Genomic DNA, 26807 nt, shown 5'->3' with positions numbered 1-26807 from the left:
AGACAGGGTACCCGCGGGTCCCCGTCACGCGCTCCGGTGGGTGACGATCGCCACCCCGTGCCCCCATTCAGTCATGGGCGAGGGACTCGACGATGGACGTCCGGGCGGCGCGGCGCGCGGGCATCACGGCGGCGACGGTCCCGGCGGCGCCCGCGAGGAGGACGAAGCCGGTCACCTGCAGGTACGGCAGTGCGAACAGCGAGTCGTCGGCCATCGCGTTCGTCGCGGCCCAGCCGAACGCGATCCCCAGCACGACGCCCGTGAGCGCGCCGATCACGGCCATGACCAGGGCCTCGACGGACAGCATGCGGCGGAGCTGGCGTTTGGTGAGGCCGAGGGCGCGCAGCAGCGCCGACTCCCGTGTCCGTTCCACGACCGAGAGGGTGAGGGTGTTCGCGATGCCGAACAGCGCGATGACGATCGCGAGGCCGAGGAGCCCGGCGAAGACCATGAGGATCATGTCGATCGCCTCGGTCATCGTCTCCTTGAACTCCGCGGCGGACGTCACCTTGGCGGCCGAGTACGGCTGCGCCGCGTCCTCGACGGCCGTGCGGGCCGCGGAGGCGGGGACGTCGTCATGGGTCTTGATGTAGAGGGCCGCGGGTTCCACGGTGCCGAAGTACCGGGTGAAGTCGGCTTCCGGGACGATGATCCCCGCGAGCTGCACGCCCGCGCCGTACACGGCGGTGATCTTCACGGGGACGGTGCCGCGCGGGGTGTCGACCTGGATGGTCTTCCCGATGCCGTGGCCCTGCTGCTCGGCGGTGGTCTCGTCCACCATCGCGGTTCCCGGCTGGAGGGCCGCGGCGAGCGTGCCCTCCTCCATCTCGGGTTTCACGATCGTGCCGAGCGCCGACGGGGTGACCGTGGCGATCCGCTCCTCCTCGCCGCCGACCCCGGTCTTCTGCCGCCGCATCTCGACGACGGTGGCGATCTCGGGACGGTCGCGGAGCGCCTCCGCGAGCGCCTGTGGGACGCGTCCGTCCAGGTTCTGCGTCTGGACCTGGAACTCGGCGGGGAACTCCTCCTCCAGCTTGTGCTCCGCGGTCGCCTTGCCGCTCGCCGCGATCACCGCGAACAGGCTCATCAGCCCGACGCCGACGGTCAGCGCGATCGTCGTGGTCGCGGTGCGGCGCGGGGTGCGCTGCGCGTTCGCGACCGCGAGCCGGCCCGGGACGCCGCCGAGCCGCGCCGGGGCCGCGCCCGCGAGCCGTCCGAGCGGCCGGACGAGCGCCGGCATCGCCGCGATCACCGCGAGGAAGAACACGCCGCCGGCGAGCGCGACGACGTACATCGCGGCCTCGCCCTTGTCCAGGACGAGCGAGCCCAGCCCGCCGATGGCCAGGCCCGCGGCGCCGAGCAGGACGGCGATCGCCGTGCGCGGCCGGCCGAGGCGGAACCGTCCGGCGCCCGGCTCCAGGTCCGTGCGCAGGGCGGCGACGGGCGCGACGCGGGTGGCGGCGCGGGCCGGCAGCAGCGCGGACAGGACGGTCACGACGATGCCGACCGCGAGGCCGACCACGATCGTCCGGACCGTGAGGGACGGCGCGGCGACGCCCACGCCGACGTCCAGCCTGCTGATCGCGACGAGCGCGCCCGCGCCGAGGCCGACGCCGGCGGCGAGGCCGAGCAGCGAGCCGACGAGGCCGACCACCGCGGACTCGGCGACCACGCCGCCGAACACCTGCCGGCGGGTCGCGCCGACGCAGCGCAGCAGCGCCATCTCCCGCATCCGCTGCGCGATGAGTATCGAGAACGTGTTGTAGATGACCAGGGCGGACACCAGCATCGCCACCAGCCCGAAGATCAGCAGCCCGGTGCGGATGACCTCGGTGTCGGCGCCCGCCGCCTTCGCCAGCCGCACGCCGAGTTCCGCGCCGGTGTAGACCGCGTTGGACGGCCCGGCGGCCGCCTCGATCGCCGCCCGGTCGCCGCCCGCGATGTCGATCTCGCGGTAGGTCCTCTCACCGGTCATCATGATCGTGGTCGGGGTGTCGAAGCCCACCGCGCCCAGGAAGGCGGCATCCTGGTCGAGGCCGAAGTCGACCACCCCGACGACGCGGAACCGGTGCGGCCGGTTGTTCTCGTCCAGGATCGTCACCGTGTCACCCACGGTGAAGCCCTCCCGCTTGGCCACCTCACTGTCGAGGACGGTCTCGTCTCCGCCGGACGGGGTTCGTCCCTTGTCGAGGTCGTAGCGCAGCAGGGGCCCGGACGGCACCGACATCGCGACCGTGGCGAAGTCGCCGACCGCCTTACCGTCCTTGCCGACCAGGGCGGCTTCGCCCTTCACCATGCCGTGCACGTCGGTCACGCCGGGCAGCGCGCGAATCTTCCGGAACGTTTCGGCGGAGATGCCCTTCTCCGGGTCGTCGCTCTTCGGCAGCACCGCGAAGTCCACCTTGTCGGCGGACTTCGCGAACGTCTTGGCGACGCCCTTGTCGATGGTGTCCGTCAGCACGAACGTGCCGGAGATGAACCCCACGCCGAGGGTGATGGCCACCGCCGTCAGCAGCAGACGCAGCTTGTGGGCGCGCAGGCCCGCCAGGGTGGTCCTCAGCATCACGCCTCCAGGCTCTTGAGCCGGTCGAGGACGGCGGCGGGCGTCGGCCGGACGATCTCGGACACGATCTCGCCGTCCCGCAGGAACACCACCCGGTCGGCGTACGAGGCGGCCACCGGGTCGTGGGTGACCATCACGACCGTCTGGCCCATCTCCCGGACCGACGAACGCAGGAACCCGAGGACCTCGGCGCCCGCCCGGGAGTCGAGGTTGCCGGTCGGCTCGTCCGCGAAGATCACCTCGGGGCGGGCGGCGATCGCGCGGGCGCACGCCACCCGCTGCTGCTGGCCGCCCGACAGCTCGTTCGGACGGTGCCGCAGGCGGTCGCGCAGCCCCAGGACGTCCACGACCCGGTCGAACCACGCACGGTCCGGTTTGCGGCCCGCCAGCTCCATCGGGAGCAGGATGTTCTGCTCGGCGGTGAGCGTCGGCAGCAGGTTGAACGCCTGGAACACGAACCCGACACGGTCGCGGCGCAGCAGCGTCAGCTGCCGGTCGCCCATCCCGGTGATGTCCGCGTCGCCGAGGACGATCCGTCCGCCGGTGACGGTGTCGAGCCCGGCGAGGCAGTGCATCAGCGTGGACTTCCCGGACCCGGACGGCCCCATGATCGCGGTGAAGGCGCCCCTGGCGAAGCGGGCGCTGACCCCGCGCAACGCGTGCACGGCCGCGTCACCGGACCCGTACACCTTCGACACGCCTTCGGCCGTCACGGCCGGCGGTGCTGCGGCGGCCGGGGCTCCCCCGGGCGGATCGGCGAACGTGCTGGTCACGATGACTCCTTCATGGTCCGGGCTGATCGGGAACCACGCTAGGAATCCGCGCCGCGCCTGCCATCGGCCCGGCGGCCACGCTCACGTCAGTCTCACGGCTATCCGGCGCCGTCCCGTACGACCTGAGTCGTACGAACCCGTCCCTCCACGCGCCGACCGCCCTGCGGGCGAACCGCCCTGGACCTGCCGGCCGGCGCCAAGCCCGCCCCGGGCCGCCATGAGCCTGCGGGAAACACTCGAACGCGACGGGCATCGCGAAAGCGCCGGAGACCCTCCCGGGTTTCCGGCGCTTAGGCGATGGACGGATGCCCGTCCGTGTCTGTCAGTCCCCGTATTTGACGGACGCGCCGCCCTTGCACTGCGCGCTCGCACTGGCCGCAATGGCGGCGACGGCGTTGCCGCAGACGTTCACCGGGATCGAGATGGGCACGAAGATCTGGTTCCCGCCCAGGATCGAGTGGTCACCGCTGGTCTTGTTGTCCGAGAACCAGCCGTTGTCGCCTCCGTGGCCTCCGTGGCCGCCGTGGCCGCCGTGGCCTCCGTAGGTGGCGGCGTGAGCGGGGGCGGCAACCAGGGCCGAGGCGGCGACGGCGAAGCCGAGAACGCCGGTCGCGGCAAGCTTCTTGATCACGAGAGTCCTCCCGTACATGGGCTTAGCAGGCCCGATCTGACAATTGCCGACGTCGCCCACTAAGACGGCGTCGCGTACGGTAGTTACCCAGCTACTCTCAGGTAGATCAACAGCGCACCCCATGGTGACGGCAAGAAGTCACCATAGAGTAATCAAGTCGTTACGGTGAGTCGCCCCTTTGGCCGCTTTTAACCAGACCTGTCTCATAGGCGAACACGACGGCCTGGACCCGATCCCGAAGACCCAGCTTCATCAGAATCCGCCCCATGTGCGTCTTAACGGTCGCTTCCGAGACATACAACCGCCCTGCGATCTCCGCGTTCGACAATCCCCGCGCGACGAGCCGCAGCACCTCGCCCTCCCGCTCGGTCAGGCTCTCCAGCGCCCCGCCCGCCCGCTGCTCCGCGTCCGGCAGATGCACCGCGAACCGGTCCAGCAGCCGTTTCGTCGTGCTCGGCGCCACCACCGCGTCCCCCGAATGCACCGCCTTGATCGCCTCGATCAGCTGCGCCGGACCCGCGTCCTTCAACAGGAACCCGCCCGCCCCCGCCTTGATCGCCGCGAACGCGTACTCGTCCAGGTCGAACGTGGTCAGGATGACCACCTTCGGCCCCGCCCCCGCCACCACCCGGCGGGTCGCCTCGATCCCGTCCATCCGCGGCATCCGCACATCCATGAGGACGACGTCCGCCCGCGTGCTCCGCAGCAGTTCGAGGGCCTGCGCGCCGTCCCCCGCCTCACCGACGACCTCGATGTCGGGCTGCGCGTCCAGCACCATCGTGAACCCCGCCCGCACCAGCTCCTGATCGTCGACCAGCACCACCCGGATCGGCGCCGCCTCCTCCTCAGCCTCCGTCACGCGCACTCCCAACGCGGGACGCACCGGCGTTCACGCCCCCGCTCCGCTCCGTCATGACGCACCCACTTCCTCACGCACGGGGATCCGCGCGACCACCTCGAACCCGCCGCCGGGACGCGGCGCCGCGCACAAGTCGCCCCCGTACACGGCGACCCGCTCCCGCATTCCGGCGAGGCCGTGGCCCCGCCCGTCGTCGGGGGCGGCCGCGCCTCGGCCGTCGTCGTCCACCCGGATCTCCAGGGCGTCCTCCGCGTACCGCAGCCGGACCGCCACCGCCACGCGCGGCCCTCCGTGCTTGAGCGTATTGGTCAGCGCCTCCTGCACGATCCGGTAGATCGTGAGCTGGCGCCCCTCCGACATGGCCGGCGGCGTCCCGTCCATCTCGAACGTCACCGCCAGCCCGGACGCGCGGACCTGCTCGATCAGATCGTCCAGCTCCGCCACCCCCGGCTGCGGCGCGAACGCCCCCGCGTCGTCGTGCTCCCGCAGGACGCCGAGCAGCCGCCGCATCTCCGCCAGCGCCAGCCGTCCCGTCGAGGAGATCGTGTCGAGCGCCTGCCTGGCCCGCCCCACATCGGTGTCGATCGCGTAGGACGCGCCGTCCGCCTGCACCACGATGACGCTGACGTTGTGGGCCACGACATCATGCAGCTCGCGGGCGATACGCGCGCGTTCGGCAGCCATGGCCACCTTGACCTCGTTGTCGCGTTCGCGCTCCAGCCGTTCGGCGCGTTCCTCCACCGAACGCAGGTAGGCGCGGCGCGTCCGCATGTGCAGGCCGAGAAGCCACACGCCCGCCACCACCACCGTCAGCATGGCGAACGTGTTCTTCATGTCGTCGGCGCCGGACGGGTAGCGGAACGTCGCCATGACCGCGCCGACCTCGGTGACCAGCATCGCCGCCAGCCCCCAGCGCAACGAGTAACCCGCCGTGACCGTGTAGAGCCCCATCAGGACGGCGGAGTTCGCCTGCACGGGGACCACGCCCAGCACGCACTGGACACCCGAGACCAGCGCGACCGTTGCGAACACCGCACGCGGGAACGTCCGGCGCAGGACGAGAGGGCCGACCAGCCCGGCCGTCAGGAGTACGTACCACCCCTTGTCGATCCCGTAGGAGCTTCCCAGCAGCGAAGGCAGGGAGAAGACCAGGATCGGCAGCACGAAGAACGCGTCGACCAGCGGCTTCTTACACCGCAGCCAATCCCATGCGCTCGCCACCATGCCGCCAGGGTACGGACATGCAGGTCAGAACGGGATCAGCCGCAGGTCGGACCCGCGTCCGCCGCAAGGATGGCCCGGCGGGCCCCGCGAGAACCCCCGGCCACCCGCACGGACGGCTCCGGGCATACCACAAGGGCACTCCAACGGATACCGCAAAGATGCGGGCGGCGGAGGCCTCCGCTCACGGTAACGTCACAGTCGTGGCGGCGTTGGTTTCCGAATGGCTGACATGGCGCACCGCGATGGACCGGGCGCTGTACGGGGATGACGGCTTCTACCGGCGCGGCGAACGTCCCGCCGAGCACTTCCGCACCTCGGTGCACGCCTCACCGCGCTTCGCCGCCGCCATCACCCGCCTGCTCGTCGAGGTCGACGCCCTCCTCGGCCGCCCCGAGCGGCTGGACGTCGTCGACATCGGCGCCGGGTCCGGGCACCTTGTGAGCAACATTTTGGCCTGCGCGCCGCCCGACCTGGCGCCCCGGCTCGTCCCGACGGCCGTGGAGATCGCACCCCGCCCCGCCGAGACGCCGTCCCGCATCATCTGGCGTCCGGACCTGCCCAGCCGCATCACCGGCCTCGCCGTGGCGAACGAATGGCTCGACAACGTGCCCTTGGACGTCGTCGAACGCACCCCGGACGGTGTCCGGACCGTCCTCGTCGACCCGTCCACCGGAACCGAACGTCCCGGCCCCTCCCCGTCCGACGAGGACCGCGACTGGCTGGAGCGCTGGTGGCCGCTCCACGAACCCGGCGACCGCGCCGAGATCGGCCACCCCCGCTGCGCCGCCTGGGCCTCGGTGGTCGCACGGCTCTCCCGGGGCCTCGCGCTCGCCGTCGACTACTCGCACTCCCGCGAGTCCCGCCCCGTGTACGGAACACTGACCGGCTACCGCGACGGCTCCACCGTCCCCGCCGTCCCGGACGGATCCTGCGACGTCACCGCCCACGTCGCGCTCGACGCGTGCACCACCGCCGGTGAACGCGCCGGCGCCACGTCCAGCCTCCTGACCACCCAGCGCGACGCCCTGCGCGGCCTCGGGCTCTCCGGAACCCGCCCGCCACTGGACCTGGCCCACCGCGACCCCCGCGCCTACGTCGCCGCCCTCTGCCACGCCGGCGAGGACGCCGAACTCACCGACCCGTCCGGCCTGGGCGGTTTCGGCTGGCTCGCCCAAACTGTCGGCATCCCAATGCCCACCCCCCTCACCACCTGACCCCACCGGGTCCCCCGCACCCACCCCTCCAGCGCGGGCGGCGCTCCAGCGCACACTTCGCGACCGCACCTCACGCCGCCTCGCGTCCGGCGGGTTCAGCGTTCTACGGGAAGGGACTGCAAGCCGCGCAGGACGTAGCCGGGCTTCCACTTCGGCTCGGCGGACAGCCGGAGATCGGGGGCCAGCCGGAGGAGCGCGCCGAAGGACTCGGCGAGCTCGATACGGGCGAGCGGGGCGCCCAGGCAGTAGTGGATGCCGAGGCCGAACGTGATGTGCGGGTTCGGGTCGCGGGACAGGTCGAGCCGGCCGGGGTCGGCGAACACCTCCGGGTCACGGTTGGCGGACGCGAACTGCAGCGCCACCTCGGCGCCACGGGGAATGTCGACACCGGCGACCGTGATGTCCTGCAGGACCCAGCGCTCGAACATGGGTGCCGGAGTGTCGTAGCGCAGCAGTTCCTCGACGGCCGTGGGGACGAGCGACGGGTCGGCGCGGAGGCGTTCCAGCTCGCCCGGGTTGCGGAACAGCGACCACCAGCCGTTGCCGGTCGCGTTGACCGTGGCCTCGTGGCCGGCGTTGAGCAGCAGGACGCAGGTGCCGATCAGCTCGTCCTCGGTGAGCCGGTCGCCCTCGTCCACGACCTGCGCGAGCGCGGTGATGAGGTCGTCGCGCGGCTCGTCCCGCCGGGCACGCGCCAGGTCGCGCAGGTAGTCGGAGAACTCCACGGCGGCGCGGACGGCCGTGCGCTGCGCCTCCTCCGGCGGGTTCAGCTCGTACATCCCGCAGATGTCGGCCGACCACGGGCGCAGGAGATGCCGGTCCTGGACGGGGATGCCGAGCATCTCGGCGATGACGTTCACCGGCAGCGGCTCGGCGACCTCGGCGAGCAGGTCGCCGCCGCCCGTGTCCGCCAGGGCCGCGGCCAGCTCACCGGCGAGCCGCCTGATCGTCGGGCGCAGGCCCTCCACCATCCGTGCGGTGAACGCCTTGGACACCAGGCGCCGCAGCCGCGTGTGCGTGGGCGGCTCCACGTCCAGCATCCCGGCGCGGATGAGGTCCCAGAACGGCTTCAGGAAGTCGGCCTCCGGCCGCTGCCCGAACTCCTCGTGGCCCGCGATGTGGAGATACGACCGTCCGAGCCGCCGGTCCCGCAGCAGTGCGTCGACGTCCTCGTACCGGCTGATCACCCACTGGCCGGTGGCCTCGTGGAAGAACACCGGACTCTCGGCGCGGAGCCGCTCGAACACGGGGTACGGGTCCGCGACGAACTCGGGGGTCCAGGGGTCATACGCCAAATCGCTCATGTTCCGACGATATTCGCATCCCGGACTTATCCGGAGCGCCAACGACCCGCGACACGCCCCCACCGAGGCGGCGGACACCACGAACCTGGAGCCGGTCGCGGACACGTCGCCAACGGGTCCCGTTCCCACAAGGTAAGGGATGTTCATCGGGCGCGGGTCGCGTAGAGCGTGCATCGCGTCCGGCTTGCGCTGGATCGGGGAGCGGATGGTGGTCGGGCGCCGGCCGCCGACACTCACGGCTCGATTTGCTCCCACAACTCGGCCGACCCGATCCACGGCGGCCGGCGCCCTTGCTCATATCGCGATCACCGGTCCGTGACCTGCCGCGTCACGTCCGCCGATCGTTTCACCCGGAGAGCCTCACTCGAAGCCGAAGGTCGGCGGCAGCGGCCTGTGCCGGAAGAGGCGGGCCGGGACGGCGTCGGCGAGGGCCTTGTAGCCGGCGGGGTTCAGATGCAGGTGATCGCCGTCATCGAACGCCGGGCGCAGACGGCGCGGATCGGCCGGATCACGTGCCGCCCGATCGAAGTCGATGACCGCGTCGAAGCGGCGGCTCGTGCGGATCCACCTGTTGACAGTCTGGCGGGCCTCCTCGCGGTAGCCGTTCTCGTCGTCGTACATGGTGTTGCCGCCGAACGGGGTGAGCGTCGCGCCGTACACGCGGATGCCCTGCGCATGGGCGCGGACGATGATCTGTTCGTAGGCCGCGATCAGTCTGTCGGCGACCTGCTTCTGAGCCCCCGGGGCGGCTTCGGCGGTGCCGATGTCGTTGACGCCCTCGAAGACGACCAGCCATTGGACGCCGCTCTGGGCCAGCACATCGCGATCCAGCCGCGCGAGCACGTTGGGGCCCAGCCCGTCATGGAGGACCCGGTTGCCGCCGGCCGCCTGGTTCGCGACGGCGATGTCGGACGTGCCCGGATGGGACTGCAGCCGGTCCAGCAACTGATCCGGCCAGCGGTCGTTCTTGTTGGTCGTCGAGCCCCGCCCGTCCGTGAGCGAGTCGCCCAGCATGACGGCCGCCGCCGTCGACGGCCCGGCCCACATCTCGACACCGCTGAGGAAGTACCAGTGGTCGGTGCCGGTCGCCCCGGGCAGATCGGTATCCCCGACGTGGTCACCCGCCACCAGGTAAGAGGTGGTTCTGGACCCCGGATGGGAGGTGATGTCGGTGGAGGCCTGGCCGTCCGCCAGGTAGAGCGTCACGGTCAGGATGGACCGGGGCGCCACCGGGAACCTCAGCGGGTCGGAGACCATCTGCGCACCGACGGGGATGACCACCGACGGCTTCCCGTTGAAGGTCACCGGACGGGACGTGCCCGGCTGGATCGAGCCGACGCCCGCCTGCCCGCCGTCCGGCAGCGCCACCGAGACCTTGGTGATGGGCAATTCCGCGCCGCCGAACGCGTTGGAGAACCGCAGCCGCATGTTGCGTCCGCCGACGGAGACGCGGATGGTCTGACGCAACGTGGCGTCGTCGAGGACCACGTCGTCCTGCGTGAACGGCGGCGGCGGCATGTTGTGGGGCTCGGTCAGCTGCGGCATTGACACCCAGCTGTCGACCCAGTGGCCATGAATCTTCGGCGCGGCCCGGCCGTCGGCCGCGCGGGGCGCGCCCTCCGCGCCCCTCACAGTGATCGGGAACGATGCCGCGACGAGGGCCAGCGCGAGCATCACAACGGCGGCCACCCTGCCGCGCATCGGCATCTCGCAACCCCGTAGGACGGACGCACCGGCTTTCAGCGTCCGTCGCCTGGCCTGGATGTGCGGCGGTACCGGCAATGATCTGAGAAGGAGGCGTCTCACCACAGGTCTCCGATCGACTCTGCGAACGAGGGCGGGGGCTTCGAAATCTTTCGAAGATTTTCGAATTCCCGAAGAACGTACGTCGCCGTGATCAGTCCGTCAAGAACCGATTCTCGGACACGCACCGAAACAACGAGATCACAGCCGGATGCGCCAAGTCCCAGACTTGCATGGAACTCGGAACCATTGACCACACGTCCCGGGCCGCGTACGTTACGGGCCAGAATCCGATACTCTTTCGAAATATTTCGCTCGATCCTGACCGCCCGTATCGAGCGAGTTCTTTTGTTCGCCGCGCGGGAGTTGTGATGGACGCGAAGTCTGAGGAGTACGGCCTGTTCTGGTCCGAGAACACTTGCCGAACGGGTACGTTGCGCTCACTTTCGATGATGGACCGACGCCCGCGACGCTGCCGGCTCTACTGGACAGGCTGCGGGCCGCCGGCGCCAGGGCCACCTTCTTCAACCAGGGAAAGCATTCCGAAGCCAACCCCGGACTCGTCCGTGCGCAGCAGCGAGCCGGGATGTGGATCGGCAACCACACCGACACTCATCCTCACCTCCCCGAGATCGGCGACGCCGCGTTCCAGGAGATCCTCGGCACCCAGCAGACCTTGCACCGGATCACCGGGGAGCGGCCTTCACTGTTCCGGCCGCCCTACGGGGAGACCAGTGACCAGGTCAGGGCCGACGAAGCGCGCCTGGACCTGCTTGAAGTGCTGTGGACGGTCGACTCCCGGGACTGGGCTGGAGCGACCACCGACGACATCGTGGCCGCCGCGCGCACGCTCCAGCCGGGGATGGGGAGCCAGGTCACCCCGGTAGGTCGTGGTGCCGACCCACCCCCTGAGCTGGCCGGCCGGGTTCCATGTTCGGGGGTTCCGGGTGGACGGAGAAGTGGAACGCGATCCTGTGGATAAGTCGTCAGCGGGCCCAGCGGGTGGGGTCGCCGCCGTCGGCACGCCGGGCGGCCAAGGCCCGGCGGGCGGTCGATTCGACGATCGCTCGGGCCTCGCCCAGTTCGCGGTCGGCGGCGGAGACCTGGACGGGCCCCGGGGGCGCGTCGACGTGCACGGTGGCCAGGCCGAGGACGCGCTGGAACGGGTTCACGGTGAGTCGGACCGATTGCGCGCGGGCGTGGGCGATGACGTCGGTGCGGCGGCACGGCCAGCCGTGCCGGGTCACGAAGACGACGTCGTCGGTGCCGGCGCCGTCCGCATGGTCGATCGCCACGGCCTTGGAGGACGCGGGCAGGAGCGAGACGGCGTCGACGTGCGTGCCGGGGAACACCTGTGAGACGAGATGCATGGCGACGTGCCGGGGCGCGACGGGCAGCAGCGTCGAGGACAGGGCCTGCCGCTCGCCCGCGTAACCGGCGACGGTGACCTCGACGCGGGCCCAGCCGAGGCTGCGCCAGATCGCCGGTTCGACGATGCTGATGGCCTGGACGCGGCCGGGAGGGAGCGTCTGCATCCTGGTTTCCAGGAGGCCGTAGCGGAGGCGGATACCGTCCGGTGACATCGCGATTGTGAAGTTGGCGTACATCACCAGCGGCGCGATCACCGCCCGGATGAGCCCGAGCAGGACGGGGAGCGTGACGGCCAGGATGCCGCCCTCCGCGTACATCACGAGGAACATCAGCGACGCGAGGAAGAGCAGGACCGTGCCGAGGACGGGCAGCCGGAGAAGCAGGGACGCCAGCAGGACGCCGAACGGGACCCGCCACAGGTGCCTTTCCGGTGCCTCGGGCGTGTGCCCGGGCAGCCCGGCGGCGCGGGCGAGGAGTTCCGCGCGCAACTGCTGGGCGGAGTGCCGTCCCAGGTAGCGGAGGGCGATCTCGCTGTGCTCACCGCCGGCCAGTTCGACCCGCACTTCGGCAAGGGCGAACACCCGCGTCACCAGGGGACGGACAAGGTCGATGGCCTGGATGCGCGAAAGCGGGATCCGGCGCTTGTTCTTGCGGAGCAGACCGGTCTCAACGACGAGGTCGTCGCCGTCGACACGGAAGCGCAATGCCAGCCACGTCCAGACACCGGTCCCCACAGCGATCAGCCCCATGGGGACGGTCACGATAAAGAATCTTGCGAGGACCTCTGGGGTGAGCGCCAGGATGATGCCGTCGTCCGTCTGCGTCAGCAGAAGAGGGAAGCCGAGCAGGACGAAGTAGATGATGAGGAAGATGAACGCGCGTAGGGGCACCGTCGCCCAGTGAAGCCTGTGCGTGCCCTCGGAGAACCGGATGGGCGGGCGGTGGCCCGGCTGGGGGCCGTAGCCGTACGGCGGACGAGGCGGGCCGTAGGGCGGGCCAGGAGGCGGTCCGGGCGGTGGGCCGTAGGGAGGGCGCGGCCCATAAGGCGGTCCCGGACGGCCCTGGGGGCCATGCGGCCCGTACGGACCCTGCGGTCCAGGAGGTCCGTATGGGCCGTAAGGGCCGCTCATAGTCCCATGCTCCGTTCCTCGCCCTTCTGGGCGAGGCGGTCGCGCAGCAGGGCGGCCTCAGAGGTCGGCAGGCCCGGGATGGTCGCGTCCGTTGCCGCTGCGGCGGTGTGCATCCGGACGGTGGCGATACCCATCCACCGCTCCAGAAGCCCCGCTGTGACGTCCACGAACTGCATCCGCCCGTATGGGACGACGATGAGACGCTTGACGAACACTCCGTGGGTGACGATGAGGTCGTCCGCACGCTCGACGTAGCCGTATGCCCGGCGGTCGAGTTCGGCCACCAGCCACGTGAGCACGGCCCCCAGCAGAACGGCGGCGATCCACATGACGGCGGGTATCAGGCCGCCGTTCCCCCACACGATGAACGCGCCCACGCCTCCGACTGGAATGGCCCACAGGACGGCGGTGAGAAGCCGGTGCAAGGCATGGCGTTTGGATATGGGCGACCAGTGCAGGCCGCCGCCGGGCGCGAACGCCTGGTCGGCCTGGTAGGTGGGTGGTCCGGACGGCTGCTGGTGCGGCGGGTAGTGTTCCGGTACCTGTCCTTGACCAGGCTGGCCTGGCGGTTGACCGCCATGACCCGGGCCCGGCGGCGCGGGCGGGTGCGCCGCTCCCTGCTGTCCAGGGTTCGCGGCGGGCTCGTAAGGCGGTTCGCCGTGGCTCGCGTTCATTGCCCCCTAGTCAACCGGATAACGAGTACCGCTCGCCATGGGACCATGAAGCGGTGATCGGAGCGGCGGAGGCGCGACCATGACCACCGAACGGATTGTCGGGATCGGTGCGGGCGCCAAGGAGCTCGCCACCGAGGACATGACTCTGAACATCGGCCCTCAGCACCCGTCCACGCACGGTGTGCTCAGGCTGAAGCTGACCTTGGACGGCGAGCGGATATCGGCGGCCGAACCCATCGTCGGCTACATGCACCGGGGGGCGGAGAAGCTCTTCGAGGTCCGCGACTTCCGGCAGATCATCGTCCTGGCGAACCGGCATGACTGGCTGTCGGCGTTCTCCAGTGAGCTCGGCGTCGTCCTCGCCGTCGAGCGGATGCTCGGCATGGAGGTCCCGGTCCGCGCCGTATGGACGAGGACGCTGCTGGCCGAGCTCAACCGGATCCTCAACCATTTGATGTTCCTCGGCTCGTATCCACTCGAAATGGGTGCCATCACGCCGGTCTTCTACGCGTTCCGTGAGCGTGAGGCGTTGCAGCGGGTGATGGAGGAGGTCTCCGGCGGACGAATGCATTACATGTTCAACCGGGTCGGCGGGCTCAAGGAGGAGCTTCCCGCCGGTTGGGCGGCGCGCGCGCGGACGGCGGTGTCCGAGGTCCGTTCCCGCATGGGCGACATCGACGACATCATCATGGGCAACGAGATCTTCCGTGCCCGGACGAGGGGCGTCGGCGTGCTCACGCAGGAGCAGATCTTGCAGTACGGGGTGTCGGGGCCCATCGCGCGTGCGTCCGGCCTCGATTTCGACCTGCGCCGGGACGAGCCGTACCTCGCCTACGGCGACCTCGACGTCCGTGTGGTCACCCGGTCGGAGGGCGACTGCCTCGCCCGGTTCGAGTGCCTGCTCGATCAGGCGCACGCGTCCCTCGACCTCGCGGACGCCTGCCTCGACCGCCTGGCCGAACTCCCGCCCGGCCCCATCAACCAGCGGCTCCCGAAGGTGCTGAAGGTCCCGGAGGGCCACACCTATGCCTGGACGGAGAACCCGCTGGGCATCAACGGCTACTACCTGGTGTCGCGCGGCGAGAAGACCCCGTGGCGGATGAAACTGCGGTCCGCGTCGTTCAACAACATCCAGGTCCTGACGGAACTGCTGCCCGGCAACCTGGTCGCCGACATGATCGCGATCCTGGGCTCGATGTTCTTCGTCGTCGGCGACATCGACAAGTGACCGGCAGGCGACAGGCGCGGTGAGCCTGTGCGGCGTCGGCGAACGATCCCTCCGAACCGGCCGCTGTCCGTTCGCGTCAGAGCAAACGACGTGAGGAGTCGCCGATGACGCAGTTGACCGAGGGCCCGCCGCCCACCGCGCACACCGTCTCGCCAGAACAGCAGTGGTCGCCGCCAGACCAGCAGCGGGTCTCGTCAGAGCAGGAGTGGACCGACTGGGGTCAGACCCGGGCGTCCTGGGGAGAGCCCAAGGCACGCCGGGGATTGTGGCCGGCCGTGGTCGTTCCGCTAGGCGTGCTCGCCGGGCTCATCGTCATCGGCGGCCTGTTCCTGGCTCTCGCGAACCCGGCCGGAGCCGCCGGCCTCTGCGGCGGCGGATAGCCGGCACCGTGACCCAGCCAAGCGAGGGGCTGAACGCGGCACTCACCGTGGAGCCCGCCGCGTCGTCCTCCTACGGGCTGCAGGCCGTCGTCCAGGGGCCCGGTCCCGCACCCGTCCGGACCTTCCGGACGTTGCGCCGTACCTGGCTGCTGGGCACGGCCCTGCTGTCGGCGGGCGCGTTCGCAGGGGCGATCGTGCTCGCACCTGACGGCTCGGACCCGCCGGGCCGCGCGCTCGGCACGCTGCTGTTCCTCGGCTCTTCCGTGCATGTGGCCGCGACCGGCTGGTTCTTCACGCTCCCGGAGATCCGCGCGCACGCCGCCGCGCACCGCGGCCGTTATGTGGTCGCTCCGGCCGCGCTGGTCCTCGGGACCGCGCTCGCCGCGACGATCGTCCCGTACGAGCAGGTGCAGTGGGCGCTACTGGCCTACCTGGCCTGGCAGTTCTTCCATTTCCAGAAGCAGAACCTCGGGATGGCGGCGCTGGCCGGGGTCGCGCAGCGGACCGGTTCGGTCCACCCGCTCGAACGGCGGGCGATCATGCTGGCCGGGGCGGGCGGGATCGCGGCGCTCCTCGTCCACCCGGAACTTCTCCAGCTCGGCATAGACCCACCGCTCAGATTCATGTTCCCGGTGGCTTTCGTCGTGTTCGCCGTAGGCGTCGCCATAGGGCTCTACGCGCTGGCAAGGCGAGACGGGCGTCCGGCCGCATTCACGGCCATTTACTTGATCTCGCTGCTGTTCTTCGCCCCGGTCTTCATCTTCGACTCCCCGTACGCGGCGGTCGCGGGGCTCACGATCGCGCACGGCTACCAATACCTGCTCATCGTCGGCCTGGTGTCAGGTGCGCCTAGGCGGGGCCGTTCGGGAATGACCGGACTCTGCATCATGGCCGCCATCGCTCTGCTCGGCGGCATCGCGCTCGACCAGGCATCCCACATGCATGGTTCGCCGCTTCTGTGGGAGCGGGCGCTCTACGGCGCCTACCTCGGCGCTGTGATGGCCCACTTCGTCATCGACGCCGGCCTGTGGCGCCTCCGGGACGAGTTCCCGCGCCGCTTCCTCACCGCCAGCGTCCCCTATCTGCTCAAGCCCTAGGCACGGGACGCACCCCGGTCGCGTTCCTCCTCGCCCGGGTCCTTGGGGACGCGGCACGCGTACTCCAGGAAGAACGCGGCACCCACCAGGACGACCGCGGCGAGGAACGTGCCGCCGCTGACGAAGAAGTCCTGGCGGGGGGTCGCCTTGTCGAGCGACGAGGCGAGGCTGGCGGCGAACCCGGCGAAGACACCCGCGATGACCGCGGCGGAGTGCGCGCTGGCCTTGGCCAGGGCGGCCAGCCGCGCCACCGCCATGGGCTCCAGCGGCTTGGGCGCCGGTCTCCGGTTCGGGTCGGACCGGCGCCCCTCCATGGGCTTGCGGCGGAGGCGGCGCAGCACGTTCAGGCCCGTGAACCCCTCCCCGAGGGCGAGCAGCAGCAGCGTCGGCACCGCGGTCCACGGCAGCGGTGGCAGCGACATGTAGGCCGAACGCAGCACCGCCCAGGTGATCACCGCGACGACGGCCACGAGCGCGATGAGGAACAGCGGCCGGGACGGTTTCATGCAGGCTGCTGGAGAGCCAGGTCCTCCCGGCGGCGAACGGCCGACGGACCACCCTCCGACTGTTTGGCCTGGGCGAGGTCACCGACGCGGCCGTGCCCGGGCAGCAGCACGTCCGGCTCGATGTCGGCCCAGGGGACGAGAACGAACGCGCGCTCGTGCGCGCGGGGGTGCGGGAGCGTCAGATCGGGGTCGTCGGACGTGACGTCCCCGAACACGACGATGTCGATGTCGAGCGTGCGGGGCCCCCAGCGGACCACGCGTTCCCGGCGCATCGACGTCTCGATGTTCAGGACCCGTTCCAGCAGGTTCTCCGGTGGCAGCCTCGTATCGGCCACGACCACGACGTTGAGGAAGTCCCCCTGGTCGGGGATGGTCTCACCGGGCGGCGCGTACGGCGGCGTCTCGTAGACCGGGGAGAACGCCACGAAGTTCAGGCCTGGCGCGTCGAACAGCGCGTCCACCGCCTCCTGGATGTTGTCCAGTCGGTCTCCGAGATTGCTGCCGACCGAGAAAACGACACGGTGCTGGACCAGCATGTGGCCGCCGGTGGCGGTGCGGTCGGGCATGCGGTCGGACGCTGTCATTGGCGACTCCTCCTGATCTTCACGGCAACGTCCGTGAAGGGGTGCGGCACCGGGGCGCTCGGCTTGTGGACGGTGATCTCGACCTCACACACCGTCGCATCTTCCAGACATATTGTCGCCAGCCGGTCGGCCAGCGTTTCAAGGAGGTTGACGGGCTCCCCCTCGACGACGGCGACCAGGCGGCCGGCGAGCGTTCCGTAGTCGACGGTACGCGAGAGGTCGTCCCCCGCCGCGGCCGGGCGGGTGTCAAGGCCGAGGACGGCGTCCACCACGAACTCCTGCCCCAGCTCACGCTCCGCGGGCAGGCATCCGTGCCGGCCCCGCGCCCGCAGGCCGCGCAGTTCGATGCGGTCGAGACTCATTCTTCCTCTGCATCAACGACGTTGAGGACGGGCGAACCATGGTGCAGCAGAAGCCGCCACTCGCCTTCCGACCGGACGAACACGTTCGTGGCCACGATGCTTCCTCCTGCGAGGAAACCCGCCTCGGTGTCCTCGTCGGCGGTGAGAACGTTCTCCTTACACGTCACCACGGCATGATCGCCGTACACGTCGGTTTCGACATCGGTCAGCACGAACTGGATGTAGGTCGTGTTGGCCATGATGAGCGCCCAGGAACGGAGCACTTCCTCACGTCCGCGCAACATCGTCCAGCCGGGATGGACGCAGGAGACGCCGTCCGCGTACGGGCCGTCCGCCCATACGTCCGACATGCGGTCAAAGTCACCGGCCTCGAACGCCGCGTAGAACTCGGCGTGGACCTCATCCACGTCGGCGCGGTTCACGGCACGGCTCATAGGCGGGAACTCCCGTGGTCGGCGCGACCGTCTGCCGCGGCTTGTGCAGGACTCTCTTCACTCGCGGGACGTGCCGCGCGCATGGCGGCCGCCACCCGCACGGCGTCCGCGTTCGGACGTACTCGGTGGACGCGCACACACCACGCACCGGCGGCCGCGACCAGCGATGTGACCGCCACGGTGGCGTCGTCGCATTCGCCGAACGGCCGGGGCGCCCCGTCGGGGTCGGCGAGGAGCCTGGTCAGGAAGCCCTTGCGGGACGCGCCGACCAGCACGGGGTACCCGGTGCCGGTGAGCGCGTCCAGATGGGCGAGCAGCGACCAGTTGTGCCCCACCTCGGGGTTCTTCGCGAACCCCAGCCCGGGGTCGAGCACGATCATGGACGGGTCGACACCTTCGCCCAGTACCGCGTCGACCCTGTGCAGCAACTCATCGCGCACCTCACGGACCACGTCCTTGTAGATGGCGCGCGTTTGCATGTCGTGGCTGTGGCCCCGCCAGTGCATCACCACGTACGGGACGCCCGCAGCGGCGACCACACGCGGCATGTCCGGGTCGGCCAGGCCACCACTGACGTCGTTCACCAACAGGGCGCCCACATCGAGCGCGGCCTCGGCGACCTCAGCGCGCATGGTGTCGATGCTGACCGGCACGTTCTCCGCGATGAGGGCCTCTATGACGGGCACGACGCGACGCAGTTCCTCGTCCTCGGAAACACGCTGCGCACCGGGGCGCGTCGACTCGCCGCCAACGTCCACGATGTCGGCGCCCTCCGCGACGAGGTCGAGCCCGTGCCGGATGGCCTTCTCCGGGTCGAACCAGGCCCCGCCATCAGAGAACGAATCGGGGGTGACGTTGACCACGCCCATGACGAGGCAACGCCCTGGCGCGGGCAGCCCCGGAACGACGGCACTGGTCATGGCACCCAACCCTATGCCTTGATCTCAACCCCCCGGAGCGACGCCTCCGCCGCCCATTTCACGCCGGCACACCGGGCCCGGCTCGACGTCACGTCCCGCCCGGCACACCGGCCTCACCAAGCCCGGCATACCCCGTCCGGCAGCAGCAGAACGGGCCTCAGCGCAACGCTGAGGCCCGTTCAGGCGTTCGATGCCCCCGAAGCGGGCGGACGGTCGTCAGCGGCCGAGAATCAAGCTCATCGCCTCGGACCGCGTCTCCGGATGATCACGGAAGTCGCCGCGCACCGCCGAGGTCACCGTCTTGGCGCCCGGCTTGCGCACACCGCGCATGGTCATGCACAGATGCTCGGCCTCGATCACCACGATCGCGCCCCGCGGCTCCAGCACGCGCATCAGCGCATCGGCGACCTGACTTGTCAGCCGCTCCTGAACCTGCGGTCGGCGCGCGTACACGTCCACCAGCCGCGCCAGCTTGGACAGACCGGTGATCTGGCCCTTCATGTTGGGCGTGTACCCCACATGGGCCACCCCGTGGAAGGGCACCAGGTGATGCTCGCAGACCGAGTACACCTCGATGTCCTTCACCAAGACCATCTCTTCATGGTCGGCGTCGAACACCGTGGTCAGCGCGTCCTCCGGCGTCTGCCGCAGGCCGGCGAACTGCTCGGCGTACGCGCGCGCCACCCTGGCCGGCGTCTCGCGGAGCCCGTCGCGGTCGGGGTCCTCCCCGATCCCGATCAGGATCTCGCGCACCGCCTTCTCGATCCGCGCATGGTCGAACCCGGGCGGCTCGTCCAGGATCTGCGCCTCGCCCTCGACGAACGCTCGCCCCGCGTCCCGCGCGGCCTCGTCCACCGTCCACCGACCCCTTGCGGCGGACGACGAGCCTGGGGACGGTGTCCCATCCCCGGGCTCGCCATGCGCCGACGTTGTGTCTTGCGGATCAGCCAATGCGGTCAGCTCTCGCCCTGGGCCGGGTCGGCGGCCTCCGAAGGGACGCCGCTCTGCCCGTTGCCCTTGGTCAGGTCGGTGACGTCCTGCGGGCCGAGAAGGGCCAGCTCCTTACGCGTGAGGATGGGCGGACGGTCGGACGGGAGACGCTTGCCGTAGCCGGTGTAGGAGTTCTGGTGCGGCCGCTTCTCGATCGGCGCGAAGATCTCCAGCACCTGGTCCTTCGACAGGGTCTCCTTCTCCATCAGATTGACGACCAGCTCGTCCAGGACGTCCCGGTACTCCACGAGGATCTCCCACGCGGTGTCGTGGGCGGCCTCGATGTAGCGGCGGACCTCGTCGTCGATCGCGGACGCTATGTCCTCGGAGTAGTCACGCTCGTGCCCCATGTCGCGGCCGAGGAAGACCTCGCCCTGCCCAGAGCCGAACTTGCGCGCTCCAAGACGCTCGCTCATGCCGTACTCGGTCACCATGTTGCGGGCGATCCCGCTGGCCTTCTCGATGTCGTTGGCCGCACCGGTCGTCGGCTCGTGGAAGACGAGTTCCTCCGCGGTGCGCCCACCGAGCAGCATGGCGAGCTGGTCGTTCATCTCCGAACGCGTGGTGAGGAACTTGTCCTCCATCGGCAGGGTCATGGTGTAGCCCAGGGCCCGTCCGCGCGGCAGGATCGTCACCTTGTGCACGGGGTCGGAGTTCGGCAGCGCGTGCGCCACCAGAGCGTGCCCGCCCTCGTGATAGGCGATGATCTTCTTTTCCTTCTCCGACATCACGCGGGTCTTGCGTTCGGGCCCGGCCATGACGCGGTCGATGGACTCCTCAAGGGTTTCCATGTCGATCAGCTTGCGGTCGAAGCGCGCGGTGAGCAGCGCCGCCTCGTTGATCACGTTGGCCAGGTCGGCGCCCGTGAAGCCCGGGGTGCGGCGCGCGATGATGTCCAACTCGACGTCCGGGCCGAACGGCTTGCCGCGCCCGTGCACCTTCAGGATGCCCTTGCGGCCCTCCAGGTCCGGGCGGTCCACGGTGACCTGGCGGTCGAACCGGCCGGGGCGCAGCAGCGCCGGGTCGAGGATGTCGGGACGGTTCGTCGCCGCGATCAGGATCACGCCGCCCTTGACGTCGAAGCCGTCCATCTCGACCAGCAGCTGGTTGAGGGTCTGCTCCCGCTCGTCGTGGCCGCCGCCGAGGCCCGCGCCGCGGTGCCGGCCGACGGCGTCGATCTCGTCGATGAAGATGATCGAGGGGGCGTTCGTCTTGGCCTGCTCGAACAGGTCGCGGACGCGGGACGCGCCGACACCGACGAACATCTCGACGAAGTCCGAGCCGGAGATCGAGTAGAACGGCACCCCCGCCTCGCCGGCCACCGCGCGGGCCAGCAGCGTCTTGCCTGTCCCGGGCGGGCCGTACAGCAGCACACCCTTGGGGATCTTGGCGCCGATGGATTGGAACTTCGCCGGGTTCTGCAGGAAGTCCTTGATCTCTTCCAGCTCTTCCAGGGCCTCGTCGGCCCCGGCCACGTCCGCGAAGGTCGTCTTCGGGGTGTCCTTGGTGATGAGTTTGGCCTTGGACTTGCCGAAGTTCATCACCCGAGAGCCGCCGCCCTGCATCTGGTTCATGATGAACAGGAAGATCAACACGATGATGACGATGGGCAGCAGGCTGAACAGCAGGTTCAGGAAGAAGCTCTGCTTGGGGACCTCCACGTCGTAGCCACCGGTCAGCTTGCCCGCGTCGGCCTGCTTCTGCAATGCCTGCTGGAGCTGGTGGCCCTGGCCGTCGACCCACGATGTCTGCTGATGGTCACCGTTGGTGAGCGTCAGCTCGATCCGCTGGTCCTTGTCAATGATCTTGGCGGACTTCACCTGTCCCGCGTTGATCTCCTGGACGACCTTGGAGGTGTCGACCTTCTCGTATGAGGGGCCAGGGTTGATGCCCCACATCACAAGGGCGACCAAGAGGCCGAACAGCAGGATCCACAGCAGCGGCCCGCGAAAATAGCGCTTCACGTCCATTTATTCGGTTACCCCTCCGGGGCCCGTCCCTCCTGACCAACGTCTGTGTGCGATCCTCGCCCGTCCCGGGGGACGGACGCCGGGGCGACCAACAATCCGACTTGCGAAGGTCCGTCGCCCTGGGCTCCGGACCCACCGCAGCGGCTTCCCTCCTGATGGCTCCCCAACCCGAGGGTCCGGGACACCGACGGTACACCGCAGGATGCAGAAGACGCAGCCGACGCTGTTCTCCTGGCATCCTTTCCATATACCCGTCAACGACCTTTGCAACGATTCGTCACGGTCCCTTGTTCCCTGGGGGCCGCCCGTAAGCCCCTCGGCGCCCCTCAGCGGGGCCCGATCGGGCGAGGATGCCCGCCGATCGAGCGACGCGACGCACCGATCCGCAAGGCTACGCACCGATCCGCAAGGCTATGCGCCGTCTCCACCGTAGACGTGGGGGGCGAGCGTACCGACGAACGGCAGGTTCCGGTACTTCTCCGCGTAGTCGAGCCCGTAGCCGATGACGAACTCGTTGGGGATGTCGAACCCGATGTACCTCACGTCGAGGTCGGTCTTGACCGCCTCTGGCTTGCGCAGCAGCGCGCAGATCTCCAGGGACGCGGGCCCACGTGACCGCAGGTTGCTGACCAGCCACGACAGGGTCAGACCCGAGTCGACGATGTCCTCCACGATCAGGACGTGCCGGTCCAGGATGTCAGTGTCGAGGTCCTTGAGGATGCGCACGACCCCCGACGACTTCGTCCCCGAGCCGTACGACGACACGGCCATCCAGTCCATCGAGGCGGGCGTGTGCAGCGCCCGCGCCAGGTCCGCCATGATCATGACGGCGCCCTTCAGGACCCCGACGAGCAGCAGATCCTTGCCCGTGTAGTCGGCGTCGATCTGCCCGGCGAGCTCCCGCACCTTGTCCTGAAGGTCCGCCTCGGGGATCAGCACCTTCGCCAGGTCCATGCCCAGGTCTTTCTCGTCCACAACCCCACCCTCATCGCTCAGACCTCGCCCGTCCGGTGGGACGGACACAACCGCGCGACGTTCGCCGTTCACGCGGCGGACACGTCATGTGCCGGCTCGTGTGGCGAGCCGCTCACAGCGCGATGTCAAACCGGGCCGAACAGCAGCTTCCCATACCGCCGGACGGCTCTCAGCCCCCCGGGCAGATCTACGTGCCGCTGGCCATGCCAGGCCGTGACCAGCCGATCGACCGCATCGACATGGACGGCCGCGAGCGTACCCGGTGGGCTGCCGGCCTTTACGGCGGCCATCCGCAGAACCCGGGTGCGGACGGCTCTGGACAGATCCCCGAGCCCTTCCAGGGTGAGGGCCACGCCGTACCCGTCTTCGGAGGTCTCCAGATCCGTGAGAGCCTGTGCGGCGACCTCGTCCAGGTAGTCCGCGTCATCGCGCAGCATCCTCGCCGTCCGCGCCAGAGCCTCGGCCACACCGGGACCGAGAGCCTTCTCCAGGACCGGCAGCGCCTCATGCCGTACACGCACGCGTGCGTAGGCGGGATCAACGTTGTGGGGGTCGTCCCAGGCGTCCAGGCCCATCGCCCTGCAAGCCCTGCGGGTGGTCGCTCGGTCGAGCTCCAGCAGAGGCCTTACGTAGCGGACACCGGACTCGCGGCGGAATCCGGTCGGCATGCCAGACAGCGATCGAGCTCCGGAACCGCGCGCCAAACCCAGCAGGACGGTTTCGGCCTGGTCGTCCTGGGTGTGACCCAAGAGGACGGCTGCGGCCCCGAGCCGGTCGGCCGCACCGTCAAGAGCTGTATAGCGGGCGTCGCGGGCGGCGTTCTCCAGCCCGCCCGTCCCGTTCACCGTGACCGCGATCGATCCGGATGGGTCCAGGCCAAGGCCCGCCATGACCTGGACCACGGCGTCGGCGCGCTCGTCTGACCCGTCCTGCAGGCCGTGGTCGATCGTCACCCCACCTGCCGGACGTCCCGATCTGGGCGCCTCGAACGCGAGAGCACCCGCGAGCGCCAAGGAATCGGCGCCGCCACTGCATGCGGCGAGGACCATCGCCCCCGGCGGGAGGTCCGCCAGGACCCGCCGTACCGCAAGACGTACCGCCGCCACTGCCGGATCAGGCCCCATGCAGAATCTTTACCACTACGCGGCGTCCCCCACGCGCGATGGGTACCGGTGCCCTGCGGCTGGGGTCAGGCTTCGTTGGCCTCGGGCGGCGCGTCGATGGCGCGGGGACCGACGACCCTGTCCATCCACAGGGCCGGCTCCTTGATCTCGTTGTGCGTGGGCAGCGTCTCCGGGGACTGCCACACTTGGTTGAACCCGCTCATGCCCACCTCGGTGACGACCCGCCGGACGAACCGCGAACCCTCCGCGTACTGCTTCATCTTCAGGTCGATGCCGAGCAGGCGCCGGATCGTCTTGTCGAGCTTGGAGCCGCCGTCCCGCCGACCCTGGAAGCGTGAACGGATCTGCTGTACCGACGGCACCACTTCGGGGCCGACCGCGTCCATCACGTAGTCGCCGTGACCCTCGACCAGCGTCATCACCGCGGTGAGGCGGTCGAGGATCGCGCGCTGCTCCGGAGTCTGGATCGCGTCGATGAGGTTGGCGTCGCCGCCGCGCACGGCGTCCGCGACGGCCTCCGCCGCGTCCCGGATACGGTCCAGCATCACGCCGGGGTCGAGGTCGGACGCGAGCAGGAACTTGGTCATCTGCTCCTGCACGTACTCGCGCAGCCACGGGACACCGGTGAACTGAGCCCGATGCGTCTCCTCGTGGAGACAGACCCAGAGGCGGAAGTCGCGCGCCTCCACACCGAGCTCCTGCTCGACGTGCACGATGTTGGGGGCGACCAGAGTCAGCCGCCCTGTCGGCGCCTGGCCGGACGGGTCTGGCGGCAGGAACAGCTCGTACTGCCCCAGGACACGGCTGGCCATGTACGCGAGGATCGCGCCGACCTGCATTCCGGTGACGCGGGAACCGACGGCCTGGACGACCACGTTGCCCGCACCGCCGAGAGGCCCGGGACCGCGCCGCTCGGTCATCTGCTCCATGAGCGGTTCCAGCACCACTCGGAATCCGTCGACGTTCGCCCGGATCCAGCCGGGCCTGTCCACGATCGTCGCCGGATCCGGATCGATCTCGGAGGCCATGCCGGTGAACTCCCGAACATGCCCGTGGGCGATCTTCGACAGGTCGCGCAGCTCCACCACGACCTCACGGGCCTCGGCATGGCTGACCTGCGGTCCCGGCCTGACAAGCCGGGTTCCGGCCTGCACGGCCACGTTCCAGTCGATCATTGAGGCGCTCATGTACTCCACCGTACGTTTCGGACGCGGCGCCGAGGCGCCTCTGCACAGTCGTTCAACGAACAACCGTCCTGGTTATCTCCCGTATGACCCCGCCCACACTCGGTTCAGCCCCCGGCTGACGGCGCGCCACCGCATCCGCAGGCGGCGACGGCGGCCGCCAGCTGGTCGAGCTTCCCGGGATCGACCGGCCCCTTGCCGTCCCCCGCCATGAAGGCGAACGCGAGCAACCGGCCATCGGCGTCATAGGCGAGCCCCGCCAGCGTGCTGACGCCCGCCAGCGTGCCGGTCTTGGCGCGGACAGTCCCCGCCCCCGCCCGGCTGGTGGCGGCGGTGAAGCGCGGCGGGCTCAGCGTCCCGGAGAACCCGGCGATCGGCAGGCCGGTGATGGCCGGGCGGAGCTCCGGGTGGTCGTCGCCCGCGGCGAGCGAGACGATGCGGGCGAGCGCCATCGGCGTGATGCGGTTCCGCGTGGACAGGCCGCTGCCGTCGTTCACCGAAACCCCTTCCGCCACGCCGAGCCTGGCGATGACCTGCTGCACGGCCTGCGCGGCGTCCGCGAACGTCGCCGGACGGCCCAGCTTTATGGCGACCTGCCGCGAGACCGCTTCGGCCACGTCGTTGTCGCTCTCGGTCATCAGGTGCTCCACCAGAGCGGACACCGGCGGTGACTGGACGGCGCCGAGCCGCACCGCCCCCTTCTGCGCGACCGTCATGCGACCGGGCCTCGCGCTCACCCCGTTCTTGGAGAGCAACCGTGCGAACTGCTTCGCGGCAGCGGCAGGTGGATCGGAGACCCGTGTCCTCTTGGACGAGTCCCCCGGAGACAGGCGACCTTCGTCGACCGTCAAGGCGGTGACCGGAGCGACCTCACCGTCGGGCAGATAATTGGGTTTCCACCCGGCGGCCGTACGGGGACCCTGGTAGGCGGACACGTCATAGTCCACGCGCACCTGCTGCACGCCGGACGCCTTCAATGCCGTGGCCGTCTGCCGAGCCAGGTCCACCAGCGACGCAAAGGGCGGGTGGCCGGCCTCCGGGCGCGCGGGAAGGGCCGTCAAGGTAGGATCCCCGCCTCCGACCAGTACGATTCCGCCGCCGGCGCCTCGCACGACCTGTGTGGTGATCCGATGCGCGGGACCGACCGAGGCCAGCGCCGCCACAGACGTCACCAGCTTCGTCGTCGACGCCGGGGTCGCGGGCCGGTGGGACTGCCGCTCGAACAGGGGACGGCGGGTCGCCGCATCGATCACCACCGCGCTGATCTTCGCGCGGGGGCCGCCGATCAGCCCCGAGAGCCGCCCGGCCAGAGTGGACGCGTTCGGCAACGGGCCCGACGCGGGATCGGCCTCGGGGATCGCCACCGAGGCCGGGACCCGGACCAGGTCACGCGCCGCCACGCTGGGCGGCTGCGGGGACAGGTGACGGTCGGGTGTGAGTTTGGCCACTGCCAGCCCGGCGGTGACGATGAAAACGTTAAGGAGGGACAGCGACAGGACCACGAGGGCACGGCCCCGTCCAGGCACGTGACCGCCCCTCTCCCACTCAGCACTCACCAACGTGCGAC

The 26807-nt window shown here is 70.0% G+C and carries 25 protein-coding genes; 5 read left to right on the top strand and 20 right to left on the bottom strand.

Annotated elements, in window-relative coordinates; translation table 11 throughout:
- Positions 1-67: 67 nt before the first annotated feature.
- The 5 genes from ACTWPP_RS14045 to ACTWPP_RS14025 form a co-directional block, all read right to left on the bottom strand.
- The gene (locus ACTWPP_RS14045) at positions 68-2563 is read right to left on the bottom strand and encodes an ABC transporter permease (protein WP_443104675.1); all 2496 of its coding nucleotides are present in this window, start codon (positions 2561-2563) and stop codon (positions 68-70) included.
- Positions 2563-3336, bottom strand: a complete 774-nt coding sequence (locus tag ACTWPP_RS14040) for an ABC transporter ATP-binding protein (RefSeq protein WP_443104674.1) — start codon at positions 3334-3336, stop codon at positions 2563-2565. The genes ACTWPP_RS14045 and ACTWPP_RS14040 overlap by 1 nt, the downstream gene beginning before the upstream one ends.
- A gap of 322 nt (positions 3337-3658) precedes the next feature.
- Positions 3659-3967 (bottom strand): chaplin family protein, encoded by a 309-nt coding sequence (locus ACTWPP_RS14035; protein WP_443104673.1) that lies wholly within the window; start codon positions 3965-3967, stop codon positions 3659-3661.
- Between the two features lie 160 nt (positions 3968-4127).
- Positions 4128-4826, bottom strand: coding sequence for a response regulator (locus ACTWPP_RS14030; RefSeq protein WP_443104672.1), 699 nt, complete (start codon positions 4824-4826; stop codon positions 4128-4130).
- 51 nt (positions 4827-4877) lie between these two features.
- Positions 4878-6050 (bottom strand): sensor histidine kinase, encoded by a 1173-nt coding sequence (locus ACTWPP_RS14025; protein ID WP_443104671.1) that lies wholly within the window; start codon positions 6048-6050, stop codon positions 4878-4880.
- Between the two features lie 200 nt (positions 6051-6250).
- On the opposite strand from ACTWPP_RS14025, the gene ACTWPP_RS14020 reads away from it, so the two are divergent.
- Positions 6251-7264, top strand: a complete 1014-nt coding sequence (locus ACTWPP_RS14020; RefSeq protein WP_443104670.1) for an SAM-dependent methyltransferase — start codon at positions 6251-6253, stop codon at positions 7262-7264.
- Between the two features lie 95 nt (positions 7265-7359).
- Here ACTWPP_RS14020 and ACTWPP_RS14015 read toward each other — a convergent pair whose 3' ends face one another.
- Both ACTWPP_RS14015 and ACTWPP_RS14010 read right to left on the bottom strand, forming a co-directional pair.
- Positions 7360-8568: a cytochrome P450 gene (locus ACTWPP_RS14015; protein WP_443104669.1), complete on the bottom strand. Its 1209-nt coding sequence runs from the start codon at positions 8566-8568 to the stop codon at positions 7360-7362.
- A 360-nt stretch (positions 8569-8928) separates the two neighbouring features.
- Positions 8929-10269, bottom strand: coding sequence for an SGNH/GDSL hydrolase family protein (locus ACTWPP_RS14010; RefSeq protein WP_443104668.1), 1341 nt, complete (start codon positions 10267-10269; stop codon positions 8929-8931).
- 460 nt (positions 10270-10729) lie between these two features.
- On the opposite strand from ACTWPP_RS14010, the gene ACTWPP_RS14005 reads away from it, so the two are divergent.
- Positions 10730-11293, top strand: a complete 564-nt coding sequence (locus tag ACTWPP_RS14005) for a polysaccharide deacetylase family protein (RefSeq protein WP_443104667.1) — start codon at positions 10730-10732, stop codon at positions 11291-11293.
- 4 nt (positions 11294-11297) lie between these two features.
- Here the strand turns inward: ACTWPP_RS14005 and ACTWPP_RS14000 are convergent, their stop codons facing one another.
- Together ACTWPP_RS14000 and ACTWPP_RS13995 are read right to left on the bottom strand one after the other, a co-directional pair.
- Positions 11298-12572 (bottom strand): PH domain-containing protein, encoded by a 1275-nt coding sequence (locus ACTWPP_RS14000; RefSeq protein ID WP_443104666.1) that lies wholly within the window; start codon positions 12570-12572, stop codon positions 11298-11300.
- Between the two features lie 236 nt (positions 12573-12808).
- Positions 12809-13189: a PH domain-containing protein gene (locus ACTWPP_RS13995; RefSeq protein WP_443104665.1), complete on the bottom strand. Its 381-nt coding sequence runs from the start codon at positions 13187-13189 to the stop codon at positions 12809-12811.
- A 376-nt stretch (positions 13190-13565) separates the two neighbouring features.
- On the opposite strand from ACTWPP_RS13995, the gene ACTWPP_RS13990 reads away from it, so the two are divergent.
- The 3 genes from ACTWPP_RS13990 to ACTWPP_RS13980 all read left to right on the top strand — a co-directional run bounded on the left by ACTWPP_RS13990 (position 13566) and on the right by ACTWPP_RS13980 (position 16191).
- Positions 13566-14714, top strand: a complete 1149-nt coding sequence (locus tag ACTWPP_RS13990; protein WP_443104664.1) for an NADH-quinone oxidoreductase subunit D — start codon at positions 13566-13568, stop codon at positions 14712-14714.
- A 104-nt stretch (positions 14715-14818) separates the two neighbouring features.
- Entirely contained in the window at positions 14819-15094 is a 276-nt protein-coding gene (locus tag ACTWPP_RS13985) for a hypothetical protein (RefSeq protein WP_443104663.1), read from the top strand.
- A gap of 8 nt (positions 15095-15102) precedes the next feature.
- Entirely contained in the window at positions 15103-16191 is a 1089-nt protein-coding gene (locus tag ACTWPP_RS13980) for a hypothetical protein (protein ID WP_443104662.1), read from the top strand.
- Here the strand turns inward: ACTWPP_RS13980 and ACTWPP_RS13975 are convergent.
- The 11 genes from ACTWPP_RS13975 to dacB form a co-directional block, all read right to left on the bottom strand.
- A complete protein-coding gene (locus tag ACTWPP_RS13975) occupies positions 16188-16697 on the bottom strand; it encodes a DUF3180 domain-containing protein (protein ID WP_443104661.1) in 510 nt (169 codons plus the stop codon). The two genes, ACTWPP_RS13980 and ACTWPP_RS13975, sit on opposite strands and share 4 nt — an antisense overlap.
- The gene (gene folK / locus ACTWPP_RS13970; protein ID WP_443104660.1) at positions 16694-17281 is read right to left on the bottom strand and encodes a 2-amino-4-hydroxy-6-hydroxymethyldihydropteridine diphosphokinase; all 588 of its coding nucleotides are present in this window, start codon (positions 17279-17281) and stop codon (positions 16694-16696) included. Before folK ends, ACTWPP_RS13975 begins: the two co-directional genes overlap by 4 nt.
- Positions 17278-17643, bottom strand: coding sequence for a dihydroneopterin aldolase (gene folB, locus ACTWPP_RS13965; protein ID WP_443104659.1), 366 nt, complete (start codon positions 17641-17643; stop codon positions 17278-17280). Before folB ends, folK begins: the two co-directional genes overlap by 4 nt.
- The gene (locus ACTWPP_RS13960; RefSeq protein WP_131986004.1) at positions 17640-18077 is read right to left on the bottom strand and encodes a nuclear transport factor 2 family protein; all 438 of its coding nucleotides are present in this window, start codon (positions 18075-18077) and stop codon (positions 17640-17642) included. Before ACTWPP_RS13960 ends, folB begins: the two co-directional genes overlap by 4 nt.
- Positions 18074-18997, bottom strand: a complete 924-nt coding sequence (folP, locus tag ACTWPP_RS13955; RefSeq protein ID WP_443104658.1) for a dihydropteroate synthase — start codon at positions 18995-18997, stop codon at positions 18074-18076. Before folP ends, ACTWPP_RS13960 begins: the two co-directional genes overlap by 4 nt.
- 216 nt (positions 18998-19213) lie before the next feature.
- On the bottom strand, positions 19214-19798 hold the full coding sequence (gene folE, locus ACTWPP_RS13950) for a GTP cyclohydrolase I FolE (RefSeq protein ID WP_443105103.1): 585 nt from the start codon (positions 19796-19798) through the stop codon (positions 19214-19216).
- Between the two features lie 155 nt (positions 19799-19953).
- Positions 19954-21957 (bottom strand): ATP-dependent zinc metalloprotease FtsH, encoded by a 2004-nt coding sequence (gene ftsH / locus ACTWPP_RS13945; protein WP_443104657.1) that lies wholly within the window; start codon positions 21955-21957, stop codon positions 19954-19956.
- 411 nt (positions 21958-22368) lie between these two features.
- Positions 22369-22932, bottom strand: coding sequence for a hypoxanthine phosphoribosyltransferase (gene hpt, locus ACTWPP_RS13940; RefSeq protein WP_443104656.1), 564 nt, complete (start codon positions 22930-22932; stop codon positions 22369-22371).
- A 125-nt stretch (positions 22933-23057) separates the two neighbouring features.
- Complete coding sequence (tilS, locus tag ACTWPP_RS13935) at positions 23058-24056, bottom strand: tRNA lysidine(34) synthetase TilS (RefSeq protein ID WP_443104655.1); 999 nt, start codon at positions 24054-24056, stop codon at positions 23058-23060.
- Positions 24057-24121: 65 nt separating this feature from the next.
- Complete coding sequence (locus tag ACTWPP_RS13930) at positions 24122-25231, bottom strand: zinc-dependent metalloprotease (RefSeq protein ID WP_443105102.1); 1110 nt, start codon at positions 25229-25231, stop codon at positions 24122-24124.
- A 116-nt stretch (positions 25232-25347) separates the two neighbouring features.
- Positions 25348-26766 carry a D-alanyl-D-alanine carboxypeptidase/D-alanyl-D-alanine endopeptidase gene (gene dacB, locus ACTWPP_RS13925; protein WP_443104654.1) on the bottom strand — a complete coding sequence of 473 codons (1419 nt, stop codon included), beginning with the start codon at positions 26764-26766 and terminating at the stop codon, positions 25348-25350.
- Positions 26767-26807: the final 41 nt, after the last annotated feature.

It is taken from the genome of Actinomadura sp. 3N407, from assembly GCF_052245875.1.
Taxonomy (GTDB): Bacteria; Actinomycetota; Actinomycetes; order Streptosporangiales; family Streptosporangiaceae; genus Spirillospora.
Note: the sequence above shows the minus strand (reverse complement) of the source record. Positions and strands in the feature narration are given on the sequence as shown.

Bases quoted from the DNA above. Each gene is read 5' to 3' on its own strand.
- ACTWPP_RS14045 (WP_443104675.1), bottom strand. From the start codon at position 2,563: ATGCTGAGGACCACCCTGGCGGGCCTGCGCGCCCACAAGCTGCGTCTG.
- ACTWPP_RS14025 (WP_443104671.1), bottom strand. From the start codon at position 6,050: ATGGTGGCGAGCGCATGGGATTGGCTGCGGTGTAAGAAGCCGCTGGTC.
- ACTWPP_RS14015 (WP_443104669.1), bottom strand. From the start codon at position 8,568: ATGAGCGATTTGGCGTATGACCCCTGGACCCCCGAGTTCGTCGCGGAC.
- ACTWPP_RS14010 (WP_443104668.1), bottom strand. From the start codon at position 10,269: ATGCGCGGCAGGGTGGCCGCCGTTGTGATGCTCGCGCTGGCCCTCGTC.
- ACTWPP_RS13990 (WP_443104664.1), top strand. From the start codon at position 13,566: ATGACCACCGAACGGATTGTCGGGATCGGTGCGGGCGCCAAGGAGCTC.
- ACTWPP_RS13985 (WP_443104663.1), top strand. From the start codon at position 14,819: ATGACGCAGTTGACCGAGGGCCCGCCGCCCACCGCGCACACCGTCTCG.
- ACTWPP_RS13975 (WP_443104661.1), bottom strand. From the start codon at position 16,697: ATGAAACCGTCCCGGCCGCTGTTCCTCATCGCGCTCGTGGCCGTCGTC.
- folK (WP_443104660.1), bottom strand. From the start codon at position 17,281: ATGACAGCGTCCGACCGCATGCCCGACCGCACCGCCACCGGCGGCCAC.
- folB (WP_443104659.1), bottom strand. From the start codon at position 17,643: ATGAGTCTCGACCGCATCGAACTGCGCGGCCTGCGGGCGCGGGGCCGG.
- ACTWPP_RS13960 (WP_131986004.1), bottom strand. From the start codon at position 18,077: ATGAGCCGTGCCGTGAACCGCGCCGACGTGGATGAGGTCCACGCCGAG.
- folP (WP_443104658.1), bottom strand. From the start codon at position 18,997: ATGACCAGTGCCGTCGTTCCGGGGCTGCCCGCGCCAGGGCGTTGCCTC.
- ftsH (WP_443104657.1), bottom strand. From the start codon at position 21,957: ATGGACGTGAAGCGCTATTTTCGCGGGCCGCTGCTGTGGATCCTGCTG.
- tilS (WP_443104655.1), bottom strand. From the start codon at position 24,056: ATGGGGCCTGATCCGGCAGTGGCGGCGGTACGTCTTGCGGTACGGCGG.
- ACTWPP_RS13930 (WP_443105102.1), bottom strand. From the start codon at position 25,231: ATGATCGACTGGAACGTGGCCGTGCAGGCCGGAACCCGGCTTGTCAGG.